16 protein-coding genes and 2 pseudogenes are annotated in these 20558 nt (G+C 63.6%); 11 read left to right on the top strand and 7 right to left on the bottom strand.

Annotated elements, in window-relative coordinates:
* Positions 1–255: pseudogene (locus tag EPN80_RS05755) on the bottom strand (hypothetical protein); the annotation flags it as partial.
* Positions 256–537: 282 nt separating this feature from the next.
* On the opposite strand from EPN80_RS05755, the gene EPN80_RS05750 reads away from it, so the two are divergent.
* Positions 538–1317 (top strand): sterol desaturase family protein, encoded by a 780-nt coding sequence (locus EPN80_RS05750; protein ID WP_293024692.1) that lies wholly within the window; start codon positions 538–540, stop codon positions 1315–1317.
* A gap of 130 nt (positions 1318–1447) precedes the next feature.
* Positions 1448–2395, top strand: coding sequence for a universal stress protein (locus EPN80_RS05745; protein ID WP_293024690.1), 948 nt, complete (start codon positions 1448–1450; stop codon positions 2393–2395).
* A gap of 13 nt (positions 2396–2408) precedes the next feature.
* Here the strand turns inward: EPN80_RS05745 and EPN80_RS05740 are convergent, their stop codons facing one another.
* Positions 2409–4904, bottom strand: coding sequence for a cation-translocating P-type ATPase (locus EPN80_RS05740; protein WP_293024688.1), 2496 nt, complete (start codon positions 4902–4904; stop codon positions 2409–2411).
* A gap of 195 nt (positions 4905–5099) precedes the next feature.
* Positions 5100–5996, bottom strand: a complete 897-nt coding sequence (locus EPN80_RS05735; protein ID WP_293024686.1) for a LysR family transcriptional regulator — start codon at positions 5994–5996, stop codon at positions 5100–5102.
* 102 nt (positions 5997–6098) lie between these two features.
* On the opposite strand from EPN80_RS05735, the gene EPN80_RS05730 reads away from it, so the two are divergent.
* The 3 genes from EPN80_RS05730 (at position 6099) to EPN80_RS05720 (ending at position 8909) form a co-directional block, all read left to right on the top strand.
* Positions 6099–7346, top strand: a complete 1248-nt coding sequence (locus EPN80_RS05730; RefSeq protein WP_293024684.1) for an MFS transporter — start codon at positions 6099–6101, stop codon at positions 7344–7346.
* Positions 7347–7386: 40 nt separating this feature from the next.
* On the top strand, positions 7387–8274 hold the full coding sequence (locus EPN80_RS05725) for an alpha/beta hydrolase (RefSeq protein WP_293024682.1): 888 nt from the start codon (positions 7387–7389) through the stop codon (positions 8272–8274).
* An 80-nt stretch (positions 8275–8354) separates the two neighbouring features.
* Entirely contained in the window at positions 8355–8909 is a 555-nt protein-coding gene (locus EPN80_RS05720) for a DUF1993 family protein (protein ID WP_293024680.1), read from the top strand.
* Positions 8910–8922: 13 nt separating this feature from the next.
* On the opposite strand, the gene EPN80_RS05715 is transcribed toward EPN80_RS05720, so the two are convergent.
* The gene (locus EPN80_RS05715) at positions 8923–9366 is read right to left on the bottom strand and encodes an Lrp/AsnC family transcriptional regulator (protein WP_293024678.1); all 444 of its coding nucleotides are present in this window, start codon (positions 9364–9366) and stop codon (positions 8923–8925) included.
* A gap of 134 nt (positions 9367–9500) precedes the next feature.
* On the opposite strand from EPN80_RS05715, the gene EPN80_RS05710 reads away from it, so the two are divergent.
* Both EPN80_RS05710 and EPN80_RS05705 read left to right on the top strand, forming a co-directional pair.
* Positions 9501–10433: a DMT family transporter gene (locus tag EPN80_RS05710; protein ID WP_293024676.1), complete on the top strand. Its 933-nt coding sequence runs from the start codon at positions 9501–9503 to the stop codon at positions 10431–10433.
* A 37-nt stretch (positions 10434–10470) separates the two neighbouring features.
* Entirely contained in the window at positions 10471–11247 is a 777-nt protein-coding gene (locus tag EPN80_RS05705; protein WP_293024674.1) for a sulfite exporter TauE/SafE family protein, read from the top strand.
* A gap of 18 nt (positions 11248–11265) precedes the next feature.
* Here EPN80_RS05705 and EPN80_RS05700 read toward each other — a convergent pair whose 3' ends face one another.
* The 3 genes from EPN80_RS05700 to EPN80_RS05690 all read right to left on the bottom strand — a co-directional run bounded on the left by EPN80_RS05700 (position 11266) and on the right by EPN80_RS05690 (position 14457).
* Positions 11266–13395: an EAL domain-containing protein gene (locus EPN80_RS05700; RefSeq protein WP_293024672.1), complete on the bottom strand. Its 2130-nt coding sequence runs from the start codon at positions 13393–13395 to the stop codon at positions 11266–11268.
* Between the two features lie 449 nt (positions 13396–13844).
* On the bottom strand, positions 13845–14279 hold the full coding sequence (locus EPN80_RS05695; protein ID WP_293024670.1) for a hypothetical protein: 435 nt from the start codon (positions 14277–14279) through the stop codon (positions 13845–13847).
* A 43-nt stretch (positions 14280–14322) separates the two neighbouring features.
* Positions 14323–14457 carry a hypothetical protein gene (locus EPN80_RS05690; RefSeq protein WP_257786662.1) on the bottom strand — a complete coding sequence of 45 codons (135 nt, stop codon included), beginning with the start codon at positions 14455–14457 and terminating at the stop codon, positions 14323–14325.
* Between the two features lie 428 nt (positions 14458–14885).
* Here EPN80_RS05690 and EPN80_RS05685 point away from each other — a divergent pair, with 428 nt between their 5' ends.
* From EPN80_RS05685 to EPN80_RS05670, 4 genes and pseudogenes are all read left to right on the top strand, one after another.
* Positions 14886–15593, top strand: a complete 708-nt coding sequence (locus EPN80_RS05685; protein ID WP_293024666.1) for a LexA family transcriptional regulator — start codon at positions 14886–14888, stop codon at positions 15591–15593.
* Between the two features lie 109 nt (positions 15594–15702).
* Positions 15703–17346: a diguanylate cyclase gene (locus tag EPN80_RS05680; protein WP_293024665.1), complete on the top strand. Its 1644-nt coding sequence runs from the start codon at positions 15703–15705 to the stop codon at positions 17344–17346.
* Positions 17347–17925: 579 nt separating this feature from the next.
* Positions 17926–19425: pseudogene (locus EPN80_RS05675) on the top strand (efflux transporter outer membrane subunit).
* Positions 19422–20555 carry an efflux RND transporter periplasmic adaptor subunit gene (locus tag EPN80_RS05670; RefSeq protein WP_293024664.1) on the top strand — a complete coding sequence of 378 codons (1134 nt, stop codon included), beginning with the start codon at positions 19422–19424 and terminating at the stop codon, positions 20553–20555. Before EPN80_RS05675 ends, EPN80_RS05670 begins: the two are co-directional and overlap by 4 nt.
* The last annotated feature ends 3 nt before the right edge of the window (positions 20556–20558 follow it).

The raw sequence follows: 20558 nt of genomic DNA, 5'->3' as shown, positions 1-20558 counted from the left end.
ATTGCGATAACCGGCCGCATGCCTGATGCCCTGCGGCCCCATGGCGGCCGGCGCGCCCGGCGCGCGCACGAACACTTGCGGATCGAGCGGCTTCGGTTGGTGCGTCTCGCGCGAAAAAAACGCCGCATGCGCCTCGAACGGCAGTGTGGTGACGGGCTGGGCGAGACTGGTGCCGGCGCATGCGGCGCTGGCGGCCAATAGGACGACTGCTGGCGCGATCAATGATTTGGTCATATTGGCAAACGGATTCACCATGGTCATGCTCCGCAAAAGTGAAATGAAAAAGGGTAGCGTGGGTTTAGCGCGCCATGGTTAGACGAACGGACCGTGAAAATATTACGCGTGCTCGCATCTTGTGCGACGCTCGAGGAATTTACGCTACGCGGGCAACGCACGCTCGTCTCGCTGTCTCCGGACCTGGCATCCCGTGGCAGCAAGAAACGCCCGGTGCATGTAATGTTCGGAGCCGGTCGACGACTAATGAAACGAGGCCCGCGAGCTGCGCGGCCTCCTCCCGACAGACCCAGGCTCCTGACCATGACCGACGCCGCCCTCCGTCTCTCACTGTTTCTGTCGCTACTGGCGCTGTTGGCCATGGCAGAACGCCTCTGGCCTCGGCATGCCGCGGCACCGATGCGCCGGCGGCGCTGGCCGGTCAATTTCGGCCTGGGAGCAATCAACGTGCTGTGCCTGCGCCTGCTGCTACCCTGGCTGGCGATCGATGCCGCGCTTTGGGCACAACGGAAAGATTTCGGCTTGCTACATCAGCTTGCCGTCGCCCGTTGGCCGGCCGCGGTGATCGCATTCGTCGCATTGGACCTGACGATCTATACGCAGCACCGCCTGATGCACCGGATCGGCATTCTTTGGCGCCTGCACCGCGTGCACCATACCGATATCGCGCTCGACGTCAGTTCGGGCGTCCGGTTTCATCCGCTGGAAATCCTCTTGTCGATGGGCATCAAGATCGCGGCGGTGCTGGCGCTCGGTGCCAGCCCGGCCGTGGTGGCAACGTTCGAGATCGTGCTGAGCAGCTTTTCTTTATTGACGCATGCGAACCTGGGCTTGCCGTCCCGGCTCGACACCTGGCTCAGATGGGTGTTAGTGACCCCGGACATGCATCGCATCCATCATTCGGTGCGGCGCGAGGAGCACGACACCAATTATGGCTTTCATCTCTCCTGGTGGGATCGCCTGTTCGGCAGCTATCTGGCGCAGCCCCATCATGCGCAGCCAACGATGTTGCTGGGATTGACGGCATTTCGCGAGAATCAGGCTCAAGGCCTGCTGCAATTGCTGATCCAGCCAGCTGAATAAAACCGTCGATTTCGGCATGGCGCGCTCCCACACGGCGCATGGCCCATGACCTGGATCAATCGACCTGGATTGGAAGCAGGCAGTATGCTAGCTTAAGCACGGTTATCGACCCCTTTCACGGAGAACGATCATGGGCGCCCCGAGTCAGGCAGGCAATGCGGCAATTCCCTTCAACCGGGTGGTGATCGGCGTCGATGCGTCATTGGCGTCGCTGCATGCGGTCAATTACGCTCAGCACCTGCTCCCGGCAGGAGCCGGGATCCGGCTGGTGAGCGTCGCGCAAAATCCCCGCGTGCTGCTGCCGATCACGCCACTGGTCGGTGACGAGCTGAGCGCGGCGCGTGCCGAACTGCTGCGCGACGCCGGCGATGCGCTCAATCAGGCCAAGGACGTGCTCTCGCAGCAGGGCCGCGCCGTCGACACCGAGCTGGTCGACCTGTCCAAGCAGGGAGGCGACGTCGTGCATGCGCTGACGAAAGCCGCCAGCGCTTGGCACGCCGACTTGCTGGTGGTCGGCGCTCGCCAGCATCATGGCCTGTTACGTTGGGTCGAGGGCACGGTCTCGGAGCCTCTGGCACATTTGGCGGGCTGTGCCATTCTTGTCGTGCCGGCCCAGTACGAAGCGTCGCCTCTGGCGGCACCCCGCCGTATCCTGTGCGCGATCGACGGCAGCAAGGGCGCCACCCAGGCATTGCGTCAGGCGGCCCGACTCACTAGCAATCAGACTGATTTACGCACCATTTACGTGGTCGATCGTGCCGTGCGGCTGACCGACTTCGTGCCGATCCACATGCTGGAGGAGGCGTTTGTCGACGACGGCAAGCTGGCGCTGGAAAACGCCCGGCAGTTGCTGGCCGGCACGCCAGGCGGCATCGACACGGCGATGATCAGCACCGAGACCGTGAACGACGATATTGCTCATGCCATCGTGCGCGATGCGCAACAATGGCACGCCGACTTGATGGTGCTCGGCATGCACGGCCGGCGCGGCATCGCGCGCTGGCTGCTGGGCAGCGTGGCCAGCCGCGTCGCACATTTGACGCCGGTGCCGCTGCTGCTGGTGCCTGTCAAGGACTGATGCAGACGAGCCCTCATGGCGCCAGAGCCGCGACCAGTTTGAAGAGCCCGGCCACCGTGGGGCTGAGCAGCAACACCAGCATGGTCAGCGCCACGGCACTCGTTACACCCCACAAGGCGAAATTGAAGCCGCGCGCACCCGCCGGATGACGCGCCGGCGACGTGCCGCGCGCCCAGAAAATCAGCGCGACGTTGCCGCCGACGAGCGCGACGAACGCCCAGGTGCGCGCCAGCGCGGGCGCAATGCCCTGACTCAGCAGGCCGGCGTAGAGACCCAATACGATCAACGTTGCCAGGGCGCCCGCCAGTACGCCTTGCGCCAGTGCGCGATTGGACAGCAGGCGCGCCCCCTGGCGGCGCGGCGCCTGACGCATCGCATCGGCCCGCTCGGGCTCGTTCTCGAAGACGATCGAGCAGACCGGGTCGATGATCAACTGAAGCAGGACCACATGGACCGGCGCGAGCAGCGGCGGCCACCCGGCCAGCACCGGCAGTACGGTGGCGCCGATCATCGGAATGTGGACGGCCACCGTATAGCCGATGGCACGCATAAGATTGGCGTGGATGCGCCGCCCCAGCCGGATGGCCGAGACGATTGGCGTGAACTCGTCGCGCAGCAGTACCAGCGCCGCCGCCTCGCGCGCCACCTCGGCGCCACGCTGCCCCATGGCAATGCCGATATGCGCCGCCTTGAGCGCCGGCGCATCGTTGACGCCGTCGCCGGTCATGGCAACCACCTCGCCGCGCCGCCGAAACGCTTCGACCAGCCGCAGCTTCTGCATCGGTTGGATTCGGGCAAAAACTTCAACCTGATCGATGATCCGGCCCAACTGCGCATCGTCCATCTCTGCCAACGCGGCGCCGCTGACCACGCGCTTCGCATCCAGACCGACTTCGGCCGCGATCGCTTGCGCCGTGCTCGGATAGTCGCCGGTGATCATCACCACCCGTATGCCCGCCGCATGGCATGCCGCAATCGCCTCGGCGGCCTCGGGGCGCACCGGATCGAGCAACCCTACCAGCCCGACGAATGAAAATTCGAAATCATGCTGTTTGGCCGGCCACTCGTTGCCTGGATGAAGCGCTCTTGCCACCCCCAGGACACGCAATCCTCGGCTAGCCATTTGCGCCGAGCGCTCCAGCAGCGCGGCCGTTTGCGCCTCGGTCAGGTGGCACAAATCGCAAATGGCTTCTGGCGCGCCTTTGCAAGCCACCGGATAACGCCCGAGCTCTGGTGCATGCCAGCCGTGCGACATCGCCGGCAGTGCGGGGCTCAGACCATATTCCTGAACCAACGCCCATTTGCCATGCAAATGCTCGGTACCGCTGAGGTATCGTTGCCCGATCCGTTGAAACGCCCGCTCCATCGGATCGAACGGTTCGATCTCGCTGGCGAGCACTAGATACTCGAGCAATTCGTGATAGACCTCGCCGATCTCAGGCAACAAGTCGTCAACCACTTGCTCCTGATCTTGCGCGAACAACACTCGCACGGCCATACGGTTTTGCGTAAGCGTGCCCGTCTTGTCGACGCACAGCACCGACACCTCGCCAAGGGTCTCGATCGCATTCAGGCGGCGCGTGAGCACGCCCTCAGCGGCAATCCGGCGCGCGCCCAGCGCCATGAACACCGTCATGATCACGGGAATTTCTTCGGGAAGGATGCCCATGGCAAGCGTGATGCCGGCCAGCAAACCCGGCACCCACTCGCCGGTGCGCCAGCGATAGGCCACGGCCAGCAGCGCGCACAGGCAGAGCGCGACGAGCGCAAAACGATTGACGAATGCGCGCGCCTGCAACTGCAGCGGCGAGTGCGCCTGGGCAATGCCGCTGAGCGACTTGCCGATGCGCCCGAGTGCGGTGGCAGTCCCGATTGCGCTCACGATCATGCGCCCCTGACCCTGCACGACCATCGAGCCAAAGAACAGTTGCCGGGCTGCGGCAAGCGCCGGTTCGGGCAACGCGGCATCGCACGACTTGGCGATCGGCACCGACTCGCCGCTCAAGAGCGACTCGTCGACACTGAGATCATGCGCCTCGAACAACAGGCCGTCGGCCGGCACACGCGCGCCCTCGCCGACCAGCACGACGTCGCCGGGCACCAGTTCGGTAGCCGAGATGGCTTGCAGCGCGCCATCTCGCAGTACCTGCGCACGCGGTGCGGAAAGTGCGCGCAATGCGTCGAGCACCTGGCGAGTCCGGTGACTCTGAAATGCCGTCAGCGCGACCACGAGCATTACGAAGGCGAGCAGTGTCAATGCCTCGAGCCGATCGCCCAGTCCCATATAAATCGCACTGGCGCCCAGCAGCAGTAAAAACATCGGTTCACGCAGGACTTCGCGCAGCGTATCCAACCACCCCGCCCGCGTGACCGCGGCGATCTCGTTGCGTCCCCAGTGCGCCTGCAGGGCGGCGGCCTGCTCGCTCGACAGGCCTCGCGGCGCTTCGACACTCGCCGTCGCTTCGGACTCGGAAGATGTCGTGTCGGCCGGGCGCGAAGACGGTTGCATCTGATCGGGACCTTGGCTGGGCGCCATCGGCGCATTGGGGAAGCGTGCATAAAGGGCCTGTCGGCCAGGCAACCGGGCGCCGGACGAATGGCCCGCACAGCTGGCTCAGTCTGATCCGGGCGGCGCCAAACGGGGTTGACAAAAGTCAAGCAGGCCGCGCGCGACGGGTTCACGGCCGCGTCTCATGAAGCCCGCCTATAGCCATTCGTCGGCAAATCGCTCGGCGAGAAAATCGATGAATTGTCTCGTGCGCGCCGGCAGCCGGGGCGCGCGCACCCACAAGGCGTTGAGCGGCACCGGGGTCGGCTCGAAGGCGCTCAATAGTCGCTCGACCTTGCCGGCTTCGAGCAGCGGGCGGATCTGCCACAGCGTGGCGATGCCGATACCCATGCCGCACGCCACGGCGCGATTGACCGCATCGGCATGATTGGCCTCGACGCGCCCTTTAACGGCCACCGCGATCTCGCCCTGCCCGGGCGACTGGAAGCGCCACAGGCGCGGATGCGCGGCGTTGGAGCGGATCACGCAATCGTGCCCGGCAAGATCGGCCGGCACAAGCGGGCGGCCGCGCCGCTCGAGGTAGTCGGGCGCGGCGAACACGACGCGGCGCACCGAAGCCAGACGTCGCGCGACGAGCTGCGAGTCCGGCGTGTCGCCGATGCGGATCGTCACATCCACTCCACTTTTGACCGGATCGCGATATTCGTCGTCGAAATCGAGCGCGGCGCCAAGACCGGGATGTCGCGTGAGAAATTCGCTGACCAGCGGCACGACATAGGCCGGACCAAACTGGGTGGCGGCGCTCACGCGCAACGTGCCGCGCAGATGATGCGTTTCTTCGGCCACTTCGGCGCGAGCCGTCTCCAGTTCCGCAAACACGTCCTGCAGCCGCTCGCGAAAGCGCTGCCCGGCCGGCGTCAGGCGCAAGGTGCGGGTGGTGCGGGCAATCAGCGTCGCGCCGACTTCGGCTTCAAGCGACTGCAACGAGCGGCTCACTGCCTGCAGTGAGCGCCCCAGCCGCTGGGCGGCCGCGGTCAGACTGCCTGCCTCGGCAATGGCGACGAATACTTCGAGATCACGCAGCGACAGCATTTATTCTCCATAAAAAATGGATTATCAATATCATTTTATGCCAATTATTAATTATTAAATTGACAGTAGGATGGCCTCGTTAATCACACATCGAGAGGCCTCATGGATCCCCACTGCCCCAATGCGTCGACGTTGTCGACGTCGAGCTTCAGTCCGGCATCTTGCGAAACATTTTCGTTGGGTGCGACGCTGATTTTTGCGATGCTGGTCGGCACGGCGGTGCTGCCGCTCTACGCGTCGCAAGCCCTTATCAACGGGCTCGATGCGTCGTTGCATCTGGGCGCGTGGACTTCGCTGGTCACGGGGCTCACGCTGCTCGGCTACGCGGCGGGCTTGTTCGCACTGGTGCCGCTGGTCGACCGCCTGCCGTTGCGTCCGTTGATCGGCGCGACACTGGGCACACAGGCCGTGGCATTGGTGTTTGCTGCGTGGACACCGTCCGCCCCGGATTTTCTTGGCGCTTCGTTTGTCATCGGTGTTTCAGCCAGCGCGATCCAGATGCTGATTCCGGCCGCCGCCACACTGGCTGGACCGGCCGCGCGCGGCAAGGTGATCGGCAATGTGATGAGTGGGCTGATGCTGGGCATCCTGCTGTCGCGCCCGCTGGCGGGGCTGGCCGACGGCACGCTCGGCTGGCGCAGCTTTTTCGTCGGCGATGCAGCGGTGCTCATACTCACGCTGGTGCTGGCGTTGCCGCGCGTCCCCGCGCTGCGGCCCGCGGCGCGCCCCAGCTATCGATCGCTGGTGGCTTCGCTGGGCAAGCTTGTCGCCGATGAGCCGGTGCTGCGCCATCACGCGCTGTGCCAGGGCCTGCTGATGGCCGGCTTCAACGCTTTCTGGACCAGCGTGGCGATCGTGCTCGCGCGTGCGCCGCTGAATCTCGGTCCGCTGCAGATTGCGCTGTTCACTCTCGCGGGCGCGGCCAGCGTGGCCGTGGCGCCGCTGGCTGGGCGAGCCGGCGACCGAGGCCACGCTGGGCCGGCCGCGCGGATCGCGCATCGCATCGCCATAGGCGGCACGCTGCTCGCCGCGCTGGCCGTGAGCCCGCACCTGCCGACGCCAGTCTCGGTGCTGCTGCTGGCTGTCGCCGCCTGCCTGATCGACGCCTCGGTCATCGCCGACCAGACGCTTGGCCGGCGCGCCATCAACTTGCTTGCCCCCGAGGTGCGCGGCCGCCTCAATGGCCTCTACACCGGACTGTTCTTTTTAGGCAGCGCCATCGGTGCGGCCTTCGCCGGCCCGGTTTTCGCACGCGCCGGATGGATCGGCGTGTGCGCGCTGTCGGCGGTTTTCTTCGTCGGCGCGGCGCTGGTGCATCGCATCTTTCTGTTCTCGCCGCACCCGGCCTGAACACGCCGCTCATTGATTCATTTTCCACCAGAGGTTCATCATGCCTTCGACGCGCACCACCGTTACCTACCACACCGCATCAATCGACGGTCTGGACATCTTCTATCGGGAAGCCGGACATCCCGATACGCCCACTGTCGTGCTGTTGCATGGCTTCCCCTCGTCATCGCGCATGTACGAGACGTTGATCCCGCTGTTGGCCGCCCGCTTTCATGTGCTTGCCCCTGACTACCCCGGTTTTGGCCATAGCAGCGCCCCGTCGCCGCAAGACTTCGATTACACGTTCGACAATCTGGCGCATTTCGTCGGCCGCTGGCTCGACACCCTTGAGGTTCGACGTTACGCGCTATTCGTGCAGGATTACGGCGGTCCGATCGGATTCCGCCTGGCCGAGGCGCGCAGCGCGTCCGTTACCGCGTTCATCGTGCAAAACGCGGTCGCCCACGAAGCTGGTTTGGGGCCGCTGTGGGAGACCCGCAAGGCCTTTTGGCGCGACCGCGCCAGGCACGAGTCGGCACTGCGCCAGAATCTGATTTCTTTCGAGGCAACGCGCCTGCGCCACGTCGGCCACAGCCCGAACCCGCAGCGCTACGATCCCGATGCCTGGTGCGATGAGTTCGCTTTCCTGTCGCGCCCCGGACAGATCGACATCCAGACCGAGCTGTTCCATGACTACCGCAACAATGTCGCGGCTTACCCGCGCTGGCAAGCGTGGCTGCGCGAACATCGCCCACCGATGCTGGTGGTGTGGGGCCGGCACGACCCGTCGTTTGCCGTGCAAGGCGCGCTGGCCTATCAGCAGGATGTGCCCGAGGCTGAAGTGCACCTGCTCGAGGCCGGTCACTTCGCGCTCGACGAGGCGGTGGACGAGGTGGCGCATTTAATGCAGGAATTCCTGGGGCGAGTGCACCAGACGCGGGTGGACTAGTTGATTGATACAATCGGGCGGGCGCCTCGGCGCCCCGGTTTATCGGTTCGCCATCCAACCTGTTTTCGCAAGGAATTGCCATGTCCGCCCCCATTCCGGCCTCGCTCTCGATGCACTCTCTGTTGATCGGCACGTTCGCGCCGATGCTAAGTAATTTGTCCGGTTTGCTCGACAAGGGAACGCAGCTGGCGCAGGGCAAAGGTTTCGATTCGACCGTGCTGGCGGGCGCGCGCCTCGCACCCGACATGTACCCGCTGGCGCGGCAGGTGCAGGTGGCCTGCGAGCTCGCCCGCAATTCGGTCGCGCGCCTGACTGGCCAGGCACCGGCGCCGGCCCAGGAGCCGGGCCAAACGATTGAGGCGCTCAAAGGCACGCTCGCCGCGACAATTGACTATTTGCATGGTATTCCCGTCACGGCGTTCGATGGCGCGGAAACCCGCGATATCGAAATTCCGTTGCCCAATGACCTTGTGGTCGGGATGAATGGCGCACGCTACCTGCGCGACTGGGCCTTGCCACATTTTTATTTCCATCTCGTGACCGCTTACGACATCCTGCGCCATAACGGGGTCGAGATCGGCAAGCCGGACTATGTCGCGCATGTCGGCGACGCGATCCACCCGCGCCGCCAATAGACCGCGTGCCGGCCTAGCCGACGGCCAACGGCGGCGGGCGCCGCGCGATCGGCTGAGCCTTGACGATCGCCGTATTGGTTTCCGCCTTGTCCGCGATCCGGTCGAGGATCGCATCGAGCTGTTCGATCGAGCGCACGAACAGGCGGGCGACGAAGCAATCTTCCCCCGTCACCTTGTCGCATTCAGCGCATTCGGGAATCTCCTCGATCAGCTTTTGTACGCTGGGCAACTGGCCCGGCAACGGCCGGATGCGCACAACCGCCTGCAGCGAATAACCGAGCGCCCGAGGATCGACTTCGACCGTGTAGCGCCGAATCACGCCCCGCTCCTCGAGCCGGCGCAGGCGCTCGGATACGCTGGGCGACGACAGGCCGACCTGTTCCGCCAGCTCTTTGAGCGACATGCGCCCGTCGTCGAGCAGCGCCTCAAGGATGCGCCGATCCAGATTGTTGAGCATTTTAATTTCCCCAGGAAAAATTAAAATATCCTTTATTTTATTAAAAAAATTTATCTTTTTTGCTTATTTAAATTATGGAATGGTGCCGCGCAATATGCGATTCTTAGTTCACTGAACGTTGCGGGGAAATTCTGATGGACACCAAGATTCGCGGCACGCTCGAAATGACGGCGGCAATGAGCATTTCAGGCACCATCGGCTGGTTCGTCATTGCCTCGCGGCAGCCAGTCATCGATGTCGTATTCTGGCGCTGCGTATTCGGTGCGCTCACGCTGCTGGGCGTCTGCGCCGCCCTGGGCGTGTTGCGCGGCCTGCGCTCGGTCCGCCTGATGGGTATCGCCGCGCTGGGCGGCGTGGCCATCGTCGCCAACTGGCTGCTGCTGTTTGCCGCATACTCGCGCGCGTCGATCTCGGTGGCCACGGCCGTCTACAACACCCAGCCATTCATGCTGGTTGGCCTGGGAGCACTGTTTTTCGGCGAGCGCTTTACGCTGACGAAACTGACCTGGCTGGGCCTGGCTTTCGCCGGAGTGGTGTTGATCGTGCAAGCCAAGCCGGACGGCGGCAGCGACGCGGCGGTAATCGGCGCACACTATTTCAGTGGTATCGCCCTCGCGTTCGGCGCGGCGTTCTGTTACGCAGTTGCCGCGGCGATCACTAAGAAGCTGGCCGGCACGCCGCCTCATCTGATTGCCCTGGTCCAGGTATGCGTAGGCATCGTGATGCTCGCGCCGTTCGCTCATCTCATGCATTTGCCAGCGCCTGCCAGCGCTGCCGGACTGCGCACCTGGATGATTCTCGTGGTGGCCGGCGTGGTACATACCGGCCTGGTATACATCCTGCTGTATGGCGCCATCCAGAAGCTGCCAACGCACTTGAGCGGCTCACTTTCGTTCATTTACCCGGTGGTGGCAATCATGGTAGACCTTCTGGCCTTCGGCCATCGGCTGCACCCGGTTCAGTTTGCTGGCGTGGCGGCGATCCTGCTCGCGGCCGCCGGCATGAATTTGGGCTGGTCGCCCTGGAAAACACAAGGACGGGCGCGAGGAGCCCGCGCCGTTCGGTAACCGCCTGGGCGATTGCCTCACCACGAAAGGAGAATGTGTGATCGAAGTGTGGTTCGGCATGTCGTTGCCGCTGCTGGCGCTAAGCGCGCTGGTGATGCTCGGCGCGGGCGTGGTGCGGGGATACACGGGCTTCGGGTCGTCGGCGGTCGCGGTCGGCTCGCTGGCCATCGTGATGTCGCCCGCGCGCATCGTGCCGGTCATGTATTTGATGGAGATTGCTGCCAGCGTGACGCTGATTCCTGCCATCCGTCAGCATATCGACTGGCATTGGCTGCGTCCGCTGGCAATCGCCAATCTCATTGCTACGCCCATCGGCGTATGGATTCTGGCGCGCTTCGATGCAACCGCGCTGCGCCTGGTGGTGGCGCTGTCGCTGCTGGCGCTCAGCGCGGTGCTGCTCAGCGGCTGGTCCAGGGCGCCCACCGGTCGCTCCGCCGGAGCGCCATTGCGTTGGGCCACCGGCGGCGTGTCGGGCATCATGAGCGGCATTGCCGCGATCGGCGGGCTCTCGGTGGCAGCGATCTTTCTGCTCACCGGCGTGGCCGCCTCGCAATTGCGCGCCACCATGGTCGCTCTGTTGTTCATCATGGATGTCTGGGCGTTTGCGCTGTCCTATGCCAGCGGCATCGTCCACTGGCATACGCTGGCACTTTTCGTACTGATGGCGCCGGCCATGATGGCCGGTATCCGCCTGGGCCATCGGCTTTTCAAGCGCGACGCGGCGCGCCATGGCAGTGACGGTAAATTCCGCCGGCGCGTATCGTGGCTGCTGTTTGCGATCGCCATGGCCGGCCTGTTGCGCATGGCGGCGTAGGTATCGCGGCCGCGCTGACTACGACCGGACAGCGATGTGCGGCCACCCTTGCACGAATCGCTCGCGGGTTTGCGCCGCGCTCAGCGCCTCGCCGAAGTAATAACCCTGGCCAAATTCGCAGGCCTTGGCGCGCAGATAGGCCAGGGTCTTGGTATCTTCGATCCCTTCGGCCACCGTGGCCATGCCCAGGCTCCTGGCCAGGCCGAGGATGGCGTCGATGATTTTCTCGCTTTCATTGCTGCGCTGCATGGTCTGGACAAACGATTTGTCGATCTTGACCTTGTCGAACTTGAGTTCGCGCAGATGATACAGACTCGAGTAGCCGGTGCCGAAGTCGTCGAGCGAGATCCTGATGCCGGCATCCTGAAACAATCCCAGGATCGATTTGGCACTCTGGATATCGCCCACCAGCGCATTCTCGGTGATCTCGATTTCGAGCCGCGAGGACGGGAACCCCTCCTCGCTGAGAATCGGCAGCAATTGCGCTGGCAGGTAGAGATCCTTGAGCTGGACCGGCGAGATATTGAGCGAGAGGTGGATGTCGTCGCCCCACTGGCGAGCATCACGGCAGGCCTCGCGCAATATCGAGGTGGTCAGGTCGGGCATCAGCCCAAGTTGCTCGGCCAGCGGGATGAAAATGTCGGGCGGCACCGCGCCGCGTTGCGGGTGATGCCAGCGAGCAAGTATTTCGAAGCCGCACACGCGCTGATCGCGCATTTCGATAATCGGCTGGTAATACGGGCGGATCACGCCGGCTTGCACGGCCTCGCGCAGGTCGGCCTCCAGCGCCGCCTGAGCACGCATGTCCTTGTCCATGCTCAGCTCGAAGAACCGATAGCTGCCGCGCTCCTCCTGCTTGGCGCGGCTCATCGCGATGTCGGCCGCGCGCAGCAGGCTCTCCGGGTCGAGGCCATCGGCCGGACACGACGCAATGCCGATGCTCGCAGTCACCTCGATCTTCTGCTGTCCCACCAGGATCGGGATCTGAATCGCGTCGAGCAACCGCGTCGCAAGCAATATGGCGCCATCCCTGTAGCCGGGATCGGCCTTGGCAATCACGCAGAATTCGTCGCCGCCCAGGCGCGCCACCGTGTCGCGCTTGCGCACCGCCCGACGCAGGCGCCGGGCCACCTCATTCAGCACGAAATCCCCCACCGGGCGCCCCTGAAGATCGTTGACCGGCTTGAAGCGGTCGAGGTCAATCACCAGCACCATATACACCGCGGCATCGTGCTGCGCATGAAATGCCGCGGCCTGCAACTCGGACGCCAGGCCGCGGCGGTTGGGCAGTCCGGTGAGCAGGTCGTGTTGCGCCAGCAGCTGCGCTGCTTCCTGCGCCGCACGCGTGGCCTCATAGGCATCCTCGAGGGTCTGCGTATGCTGCCGGAACACGCTCACGGCCCGGGCCATCTCGCCGATCTCGTCGTCCCGATTCAATTCGAGAACCTCGACGTTGCGATGCCCGGCTGCCAAATCCTTGAGTGAGGCCGCGACACTGCTCAGCGGCTGGGCGATATCGCGCCGCACCCGAACCAACAGCCACAGGCCCAGCAACACAGCCAGTACGGACGTCGACAGTACCAGCAAGTTGCTTTGCCGAGTCAGTTGACTGGCCGCTCTGGCGGCCGTCTGTGCGCCGTCGAGGTTCGCTTCAACCAGGTGTTCGATGGCGGCTTCGGCGACCTCGAAACGGGTATGCAGGACTCGGCGCAGTTGTGCAGAATTACTCGTCACGCCTGACGTAGCCGCACCAATCCACGCGTCATGCGCGGCGAAATACGCGCTCTGGGCGACGTTGAACCTGGCCAGGTCGGGGCGCATGTTGGCCGGCGCCAGGCTCGCGTATTGATTCTGCAAATCATCGATGGCCCGTCGATCCCGGCTCGCCTGCACCTGCGCGGCACGAACCGCGCTCGCGTCGGACGCCAGCGACAGGTCGGCCTCGGCGCCCCGGAAACCCGACATGTGATCGCGCAGTTGGCCCAGGATCTGCGCGCGAACCAGCCATTGCTGCTCGACCGCGGCCGTGCGTTGGTTGACCGCGAAAAGGCTAAGCATGGCGACCGTGGCAAGCACCACCAGGATCGCGATGAACGCGGCGATGATCAGTGCCAGCTTCCTGCGGATGGAGAGCTTGTGAAATGTCATGAACGTATCGATGCGAGCGACGTGTCGAGCCTTAGCACGCCACCCCTGAGATGTGTTGCGCGGCGTGGCAACGCACGCAATATCGGATAACGGATCGCACGGGCGCGGCGCGAGATGCGCTGATGCGGATCTCGAGACATCGCTGACTTTCTCTGATATTCGACGATGCCGGCTTCGGCATGCCCCCAGGTGAATCCATTATGCGGCCCCATTTTTTTGTTGTTTTTTTATGAAACGCCAATGTCTCATAAATTAACATTCCTAACAAGCCAGCTGCGACGGTCGGCGACGCTGGCCGCAGCCGGCGTCGACTCGCCTCATTTCCTATATTGTAGGACTCGATAAGTGTACCGTATGTCCGGCACGATCGCGTCTCGGGCGCAGGGGCGGCGGCTCGCCGGTCGTCGCGCCGCAGACCGAACCGGCGCCCGACTCGACAAATTCGGCATTCAGGATGCGATCGGCTTGAGCAACACCTGCGCCGGCGGCACAGGCACGTCCGGATGCCTCAGACAATAGGCCACCCCGTTGTGCAGCATTTCGCGCAAACGTCGGTAATGCCGCTCGCTCACGCCGATCTTGCGCGCAGCGATCGCCGTGCTTACGTAGGCGACATATTCGGCCACTGCCACGGCGCGCACTTGCTGCGGCAGCTTGGCGATGGCCGCGTCGGTTTCGGCGCACTCGACCTCGGACACCGGCACGAAGCGCGGCAACGCTTGGCGCACGCGGTTCGGGTCAAGCGTCAGGCTGCTGGGCAAATGACCGCCCTGTCGACTCAACTCGATCCAGCGGCCCCAACTCTCGAGACGGCGCTTGACCCGGGCATGCGGATCGGCCTTGGCCCGGGCGCCGGGCTCGCTCACGAAGCGCCGGCGGTGCATGAGGCGCTCCAGAATGCAAATCGGGGTAATGTCGTGCCGCCGCTCATCGTACGTGCTCGCGCAAATCCGCCGTGACATCCTCGAGTCTGGCACGCTGATCGTAGACGCCCACCAGATGCTGCTGGACACTCGCACGCTTGAGCTCGGACTCGAAGCGAGTGGTGGCTGTCTTGATCAACAAAATATCATTACGGAGTACAAATAGACCGAACGGCTCTCGCGCCCGGGTCAAACGGTCGGCAATACGCTTGAGAGCGTAAGGCAGGCATCGCGGCGATAGCGTGTTTCTGAGCATCGTGGGCTCCCTGGATGCGGTGCACGGCCGGCTGGTCAAGCCAGCGTCCGGTGCACTGGTTTTGAAAATTTCCGACAGTCCGGGTGCATGACGCCGGATCGGATAATGAATTTCATTCTATACAGATTCGTATAATTTAAAACACCGGTTTCGTATAGAATCAGACAGCGACTTTCTGCGACGGCTACTTCTAGAGCGTTGCAAAATTCCGCAAAATCAGGGCCGTAACATTGAAGCGCTCGGCCCGAGCATGCGGCTGCACCGGCACGGTGTTGTTTCCCCCTGATCGCAAGCTGCTTCCGGACCTCGAAATGAAACAAGGTGAATCGCTGATTGCCCGCAATCTGGCCTGGTTTATCAAGCGCCACGCCACCAACCCCCATGCGCTGGCCGAGGCGATTGCCGCCAGCACCATCTGGCGCGATGTCCGGCCGGTCACTCAAGCCACGTTGTTCCGAATTCTCTCGGGTCAGAGCAAAGATCCCCGCACCTCCACACTGCAGCCCCTGGCCGACTATTTCGGCGTCAGCGTGTCCGCATTGCGCGAATACGATTTTCAGAGTTTGGGCTTCGCTAATTACGGCAACTCTGTACCGCTGCCGACTGCTGCACCAGCCGGCGGATCCTATCCGCTGCTGGCATGGGAGCAGGCTGCCAGAGGCAACGATTTGAGCGCCTCACAGCATACCCGGGCGCACTTTCCGGTGGACCTGGGCCCGCACGGCTTTTGCTTGCGCGTCAAAGGCGCCTCGATGATTGCGGAGCCCGGCGGGTGGCCGTCGTTTCCGGAAGGCATCATTTTGTATGTCAATCCCGACCTGAGCGCAGCGACCGGCCACTTCGTCATCGTCCAGCGCCCCGGCCAGCGCGACGCCCTGTTCCGCCGTCTGGTCGAGGGTGATGGCGGCAACCGCTATCTCGAGGCCCTGAACCCGGCATGGCCGGAGCGCTATATCCCGTTAACCCCCGCCGATCGGCTGCGCGGCGTGGTGGTCCACGCCGACATGATGCTGGTCTGAGACCCTGCCCGCGGCCCCCAGCCGTTAGCGCAGGAGACCGTAACGCCAAGGCAACAAGTCACGAATTGCCGCACGCCCATCGCATGGTTATTCGGCTAAGATGACACCCATGAAGAAATTACCGTTCCGTGCCGATAGCCTGCTCATCCGCTTGATTTTTTTTGGGGTGTTGCTGGTGATATTGGGCGCGGTACTGCGATACTTTTTTTTCACCGCACTGCTGCGGAACAATCTCATCCAGGTCTTCTCGGCACAACAGAGCTCACTGGCACAAGTTGTCGCCGGTGAGGTCAACGACAAAATCGGTGAACGGCGTCATCTGCTGGAGCGTCTGGCACATGCCATGTCGCCAGAACTGCTCACCGACCCGGCGCGGTTAAACATTTGGCTCAATGGCCGACAGTTAGTGGAGCCCCTGTTTTCGCTGGGGCTGCTGGTGGCTGACCGCCAGGGAAGGATTGTCGCTGATGCACCGACCATTCCTGGCCGCGTCGGCATGCAAGTGATCGAAATGTCGTCATTTCACGACGCGCTGACCGGCCACTTTGTCATCGGACACCCGCTGGTGGGCCCAGCCACCAAGCAGCCCCTGCTATCGATGATGGCCCCGGTACGCGACGCAACCGGCCGGGTACGCGCCGTTCTGATCGGCCTGACCTCGCTGAGCGCGGCGGGATTCCTGGATCTGCAGCAGCGAAAATCGGCGCTGCACGCCGAAGGTTTCCTGCTGGTATCTCCACAAGATAAATTGTTTGTCGCATCAAGCGATCCCAGCATGATTTTCACGCCGACTCCGGCGCCTGGCGTCAATCCGCTGCACGATCGAGCCATGCAAGGATTTCGCGGCAGCGGGGTCACTGTCAATGCCAAGGGGGTCGAGGAAATTTCCGGCATAGCCTCGGTGCCCAGCACCGGCTGGTTCGTGGTCGCGCATTTGCCCACCTCGGTCGCGCTGGCGTCGATCCAGCCCATTCGGCGAGTCATCGTGTGGAGCGGATTTGCCGCTATCGCCCTGGTCATCCTGAGCGTCGGCCTGTCCGTGACCTGGTTGCTCAGGCCTTTGCACCGCGCCGCCGAGCAGGCCCGGCGCATGACCCGCGGCGAATTGCCGTTGAAGCCGCTTCCGGTGGTGCGCGACGACGAGGTTGGTCAGATGACCCAGGCGTTCAATCGACTGCTGGCCAAACTCGAAACCAGCCAGGCCGAACTCAAGCGCCTGGCGCACCTTGACATGCTCACCGGCTTGCCCAACCGCAGCCTGCTGGCCGAACGTCTGCCGCGGGCCTTGGCACGCGCGGCACGCACCCGTACGCTGGTCGCCCTGTTGTTTCTCGATCTGGACGGTTTCAAACCGATCAACGACACGCTCGGTCACGACGCCGGCGACGATGCGCTCAAGGAAATCGCCCGGCGCCTGACGGCGGTTGTGCGCCAAAACGACACGCTGGCGCGTGTGGGCGGCGATGAATTTGTGCTGGTGGCCGGGGACTTCGCCGCCCCGGCCGAAGACGCCGCGCAGCAATTGGCGCAGAAATGCATTGACGCGGTCGCCCAGCCCTTGCTTCTTAAGGGACGGGAGTGCTCGCTGAGCGTGTCTGTCGGGATCGCCCTGTGCGACGGCAATTTCGATGCCGACCGCCTGCTGGCGGCCGCTGACAATATGATGTACCAAGCCAAGCGGCTTGGGCGCGGCAGCTATATGCTCGAACCGAACACTGTGCGCCACGCGCCGGCGGCGGCAACCACCTCTTAGGATTCCGTCGGCTTTGCTCGTGCCGGCTACGGAAATTTGTATTACGAAAATACGTAAGCCGGCAGCGGACCGCCCACTTGAATTTTTCTTCTACATAAACCGGTTCAACCAGAACCGCTGCCCCGCCCCGTTCCGCCCGGTTGCACCGAAAACGTGCTGAATCAAGCCCCGGCACGTTATGCGGGCAGTTCGAATCCCGATCTTGCGGGCGCCGTGCGCGGCCGCTTGCGACGAAATTTCCCGTTTCGTCAAGTGCTATATCGGCCTACTAATAAACCGCTGTGTGAAACAGGCACATGATCGCTTTAAGATTTTTCGTAAGCCTCTATTCATCATCCCGAATTTACGATAGGCTTCGCACTCGCAAGTGCTGTTGAAAAACACAGTAGTGTCCACATTCCATGCGATAAAGTCATAAGCCGGTCGGATGCAATGTGCGGCGCTTGTCATGCGACGAGGGCATGACGATTGCGTTCATACAAGGAACCGGTTGTGATCAGGAGCAAGCGGATGGGTGATGGACTGGAACGTGCCAGCGGCCGGCAGCGCCGGCTTGGCGCGAACAAGACAATAAGAGCGATGACGGTCATCGCCCTGGGCGCGTCGCTCGCAGCGTGCGCGGTCGGGCCCGATTACCGCACGCCGGCACCGCCGCCGGGCAAGCAGTACACGGCGACCCCGCTGCCGGCGCAAACGGTGGCGACCCAAGGTCTGGCGGGCGACGCCGGCCAGGCGCAGCACTTCGTCGCCGCGCAAGACATTCCGGGGCAGTGGTGGACGCTATTTCATTGCGCCCCGCTCGACGCGCTGATTCGCCAGGCCCTGGATAACAGCCCGACGCTGGCCGCCGCGCAGGCGGCCTTGCGGTAATCCCAGGAAAACCTCAATGCCGAAGTCGGCAGTGCGCTGTTCCCGGCGTTCGACGCCAAGCTCGGCGCCTCGCGGCAGAAAACCTCGGGACTGACGATCGGCCAACCCGGCAGAGATTCGATTTTCAATTTGTACAACGCTTCGGTCAGCGTGTCGTATTCGCTCGATCTGTTCGGCGGCGCGCGCCGCCAGCTCGAGGCCCTGGGCGCACAGGTCGACTACCAGCGTTACCAATGGCAGGCCGCCTACCTGGCGCTCACGGCCAATCTCGTGACGGCCAGCATCAAGGAAGCCTCCTTGCGTGCCCAAATCGAAGCCACCGAGCGCATCGCCGGCGACCAGCGTCACCAGCTCGATCTCCTCAACCAGCAATTCGAGCTCGGCGGCGTGAATCAGGCCGCCGTGCTGGCGCAGCGCACCACATTGGCGCAAACGCTCGCCGCGCTGCCTCCGCTGCGGCAAGCGCTCGACGTCACCCGGCATCAGATCGCCGTGCTGGCGGGCCAGCCGCCGTCGGATGGTTCGTTGCCCGAGTTCCGCCTATCCGACTTTTCGCTGCCCAAGGACCTGCCGGTGAGCCTGCCTTCGGCACTGGTGCGTCAGCGGCCGGACATCCTGGCGGCCGATGCAACACTGCACGCGGCCAGCGCCAAGGTGGGCGTGGCAACCGCCCTGATGTATCCGCAATTGAATATCACCGGCAGTTATGGCACGGACGCGCTGACTCCGGCCGGCGCGTTCCGTGCCGGCAATGCGATCTGGAGTCTGGGCGCCGGATTGTTGCAGCCGCTGTTCCACGGCGGGCAACTGCTGTCGCAAAAGCGCGCAGCCGAGGCCGCCTACGACCAGGCCGCCGCGCAATACCGGCAGACCGTCCTGCAGGCATTCCAGAACGTGGCCGACTCGCTGCGCGCGCTGGATAACGATGCGCACGCGCTGAATGCACAGGCCGACGCCGAGCGCGCCGCGCGGGCCTCGCTCGATCTGAGCCAGCAGCAGTATCGGCTGGGCGCGGTGAGCTATCTGTCGCTGCTCGACTCGCAGCGTCAATACCAGCAAGCCGTCGTCAATCTGGTGCAGGCCCAGGCCGCACGCTACGCCGATACGGCCGCCCTGTTCCAGGCGGTCGGCGGCGGCTGGTGGCATGACCAATCGAAACAAACGCAGCAAGCAGACGCGGCCAAAGCGTCCATGGAGAAGAATCGATGAAGAAGCGCATGGCAATCATGCTGATTTGCGTCCTGGTGTTGCTCGGGGCGCTGGTCGGCTTCAATCTTTTCAAAGCGGCCATGATCAAGAAGTTCATGGCGGCCAACTCGGCGCCGCCGGTCACGGTTTCGTCCATCAAGGCGAGTTACCAGACATGGCAGCCGCAACTGTCCGCCGTTGGCAGCCTGCGCGCGGTGCGCGGCGTCAATGTGACCACCGAGATCGCCGGACTGGTGCGCGAGGTGCACATCAAGTCGGGCAGCCACGTCAAGGCCGGCCAGGTGCTGGTGCAGCTCAATGCCGATTCCGACATCGCCCAGCTGCACGCACTGCAGGCCCAGGCGGACCTCGCGCAAACGGTATACAACCGCGACAAGAAGCAATATGAATTGAAGGTCATCGCCAAGGCCACGCTCGACGCCGACGAAGCAAACCTGCGCAGCACGCGCGCACAGGCCGCCCAGCAAGCGGCGATCGTCGAGAAAAAGACGATTCGCGCGCCCTTCTCCGGCCGGCTGGGCATTACCACCGTCAACCCTGGCCAGTACCTGAATCCGGGCGACATGATCGTCACATTGCAAGACACCGACACGCTTTACGCCGACTTCACTTTGCCGCAGCAGGATTTCAGCAAGCTGGCGATCGGCCAGACCGTGGCGCTGCAAAACAACACCTACGCGGGCAAAACGTTCACCGGCAAGATCACCTCGATCAACCCGCTGGTCGATACGGCTACACGCAACGTCCAGGTCGAGGCGGAAATCGATAATCGCGCCGGCAAGCTGCTGCCGGGCATGTACGCCACCGTCAAGGTCGATGTCGGAACGCCGCAGCGCTACCTCACGCTGCCGCAAACCGCCATCACCTACAACCCGTATGGCGCGACGGTGTTCATTGCCAAGCCGGGTGCAAAACCGAACGCACAGGGCAAAACCATGCCGACCGCGCAGCAGGTGTTCGTCACGACGGGCGCCACACGCGGCGATCAGGTGGCCATCGAGAAAGGCGTGACCGAGGGCGAGGAAGTGATCACCAGCGGTCAGCTCAAGCTCAAGAACGGCACGCCGCTGATCATCAACAACTCGGTGCTGCCGGCGGATTCGCCGAACCCAACGCCGCAGGAACAGTGAGAA

The organism is Pandoraea sp. (assembly GCF_004297875.1).
GTDB lineage: Bacteria > Pseudomonadota > Gammaproteobacteria > Burkholderiales > Burkholderiaceae > Pandoraea.
The sequence above is the reverse complement of the archived record's forward strand: the minus strand, read 5'-3'. Positions and strand labels throughout refer to the sequence as shown.

What these genes read in the sequence shown, in the direction of transcription:
- EPN80_RS05750 (WP_293024692.1), top strand. Translation starts at nt 538, where the DNA reads ATGACCGACGCCGCCCTCCGTCTCTCACTGTTTCTGTCGCTACTGGCG.
- EPN80_RS05745 (WP_293024690.1), top strand. Translation starts at nt 1,448, where the DNA reads ATGGGCGCCCCGAGTCAGGCAGGCAATGCGGCAATTCCCTTCAACCGG.
- EPN80_RS05740 (WP_293024688.1), bottom strand. Translation starts at nt 4,904, where the DNA reads ATGCAACCGTCTTCGCGCCCGGCCGACACGACATCTTCCGAGTCCGAA.
- EPN80_RS05735 (WP_293024686.1), bottom strand. Translation starts at nt 5,996, where the DNA reads ATGCTGTCGCTGCGTGATCTCGAAGTATTCGTCGCCATTGCCGAGGCA.
- EPN80_RS05730 (WP_293024684.1), top strand. Translation starts at nt 6,099, where the DNA reads ATGGATCCCCACTGCCCCAATGCGTCGACGTTGTCGACGTCGAGCTTC.
- EPN80_RS05725 (WP_293024682.1), top strand. Translation starts at nt 7,387, where the DNA reads ATGCCTTCGACGCGCACCACCGTTACCTACCACACCGCATCAATCGAC.
- EPN80_RS05720 (WP_293024680.1), top strand. Translation starts at nt 8,355, where the DNA reads ATGTCCGCCCCCATTCCGGCCTCGCTCTCGATGCACTCTCTGTTGATC.
- EPN80_RS05715 (WP_293024678.1), bottom strand. Translation starts at nt 9,366, where the DNA reads ATGCTCAACAATCTGGATCGGCGCATCCTTGAGGCGCTGCTCGACGAC.
- EPN80_RS05710 (WP_293024676.1), top strand. Translation starts at nt 9,501, where the DNA reads ATGGACACCAAGATTCGCGGCACGCTCGAAATGACGGCGGCAATGAGC.
- EPN80_RS05700 (WP_293024672.1), bottom strand. Translation starts at nt 13,395, where the DNA reads ATGACATTTCACAAGCTCTCCATCCGCAGGAAGCTGGCACTGATCATC.
- EPN80_RS05695 (WP_293024670.1), bottom strand. Translation starts at nt 14,279, where the DNA reads ATGCACCGCCGGCGCTTCGTGAGCGAGCCCGGCGCCCGGGCCAAGGCC.
- EPN80_RS05685 (WP_293024666.1), top strand. Translation starts at nt 14,886, where the DNA reads ATGAAACAAGGTGAATCGCTGATTGCCCGCAATCTGGCCTGGTTTATC.
- EPN80_RS05680 (WP_293024665.1), top strand. Translation starts at nt 15,703, where the DNA reads ATGAAGAAATTACCGTTCCGTGCCGATAGCCTGCTCATCCGCTTGATT.
- EPN80_RS05670 (WP_293024664.1), top strand. Translation starts at nt 19,422, where the DNA reads ATGAAGAAGCGCATGGCAATCATGCTGATTTGCGTCCTGGTGTTGCTC.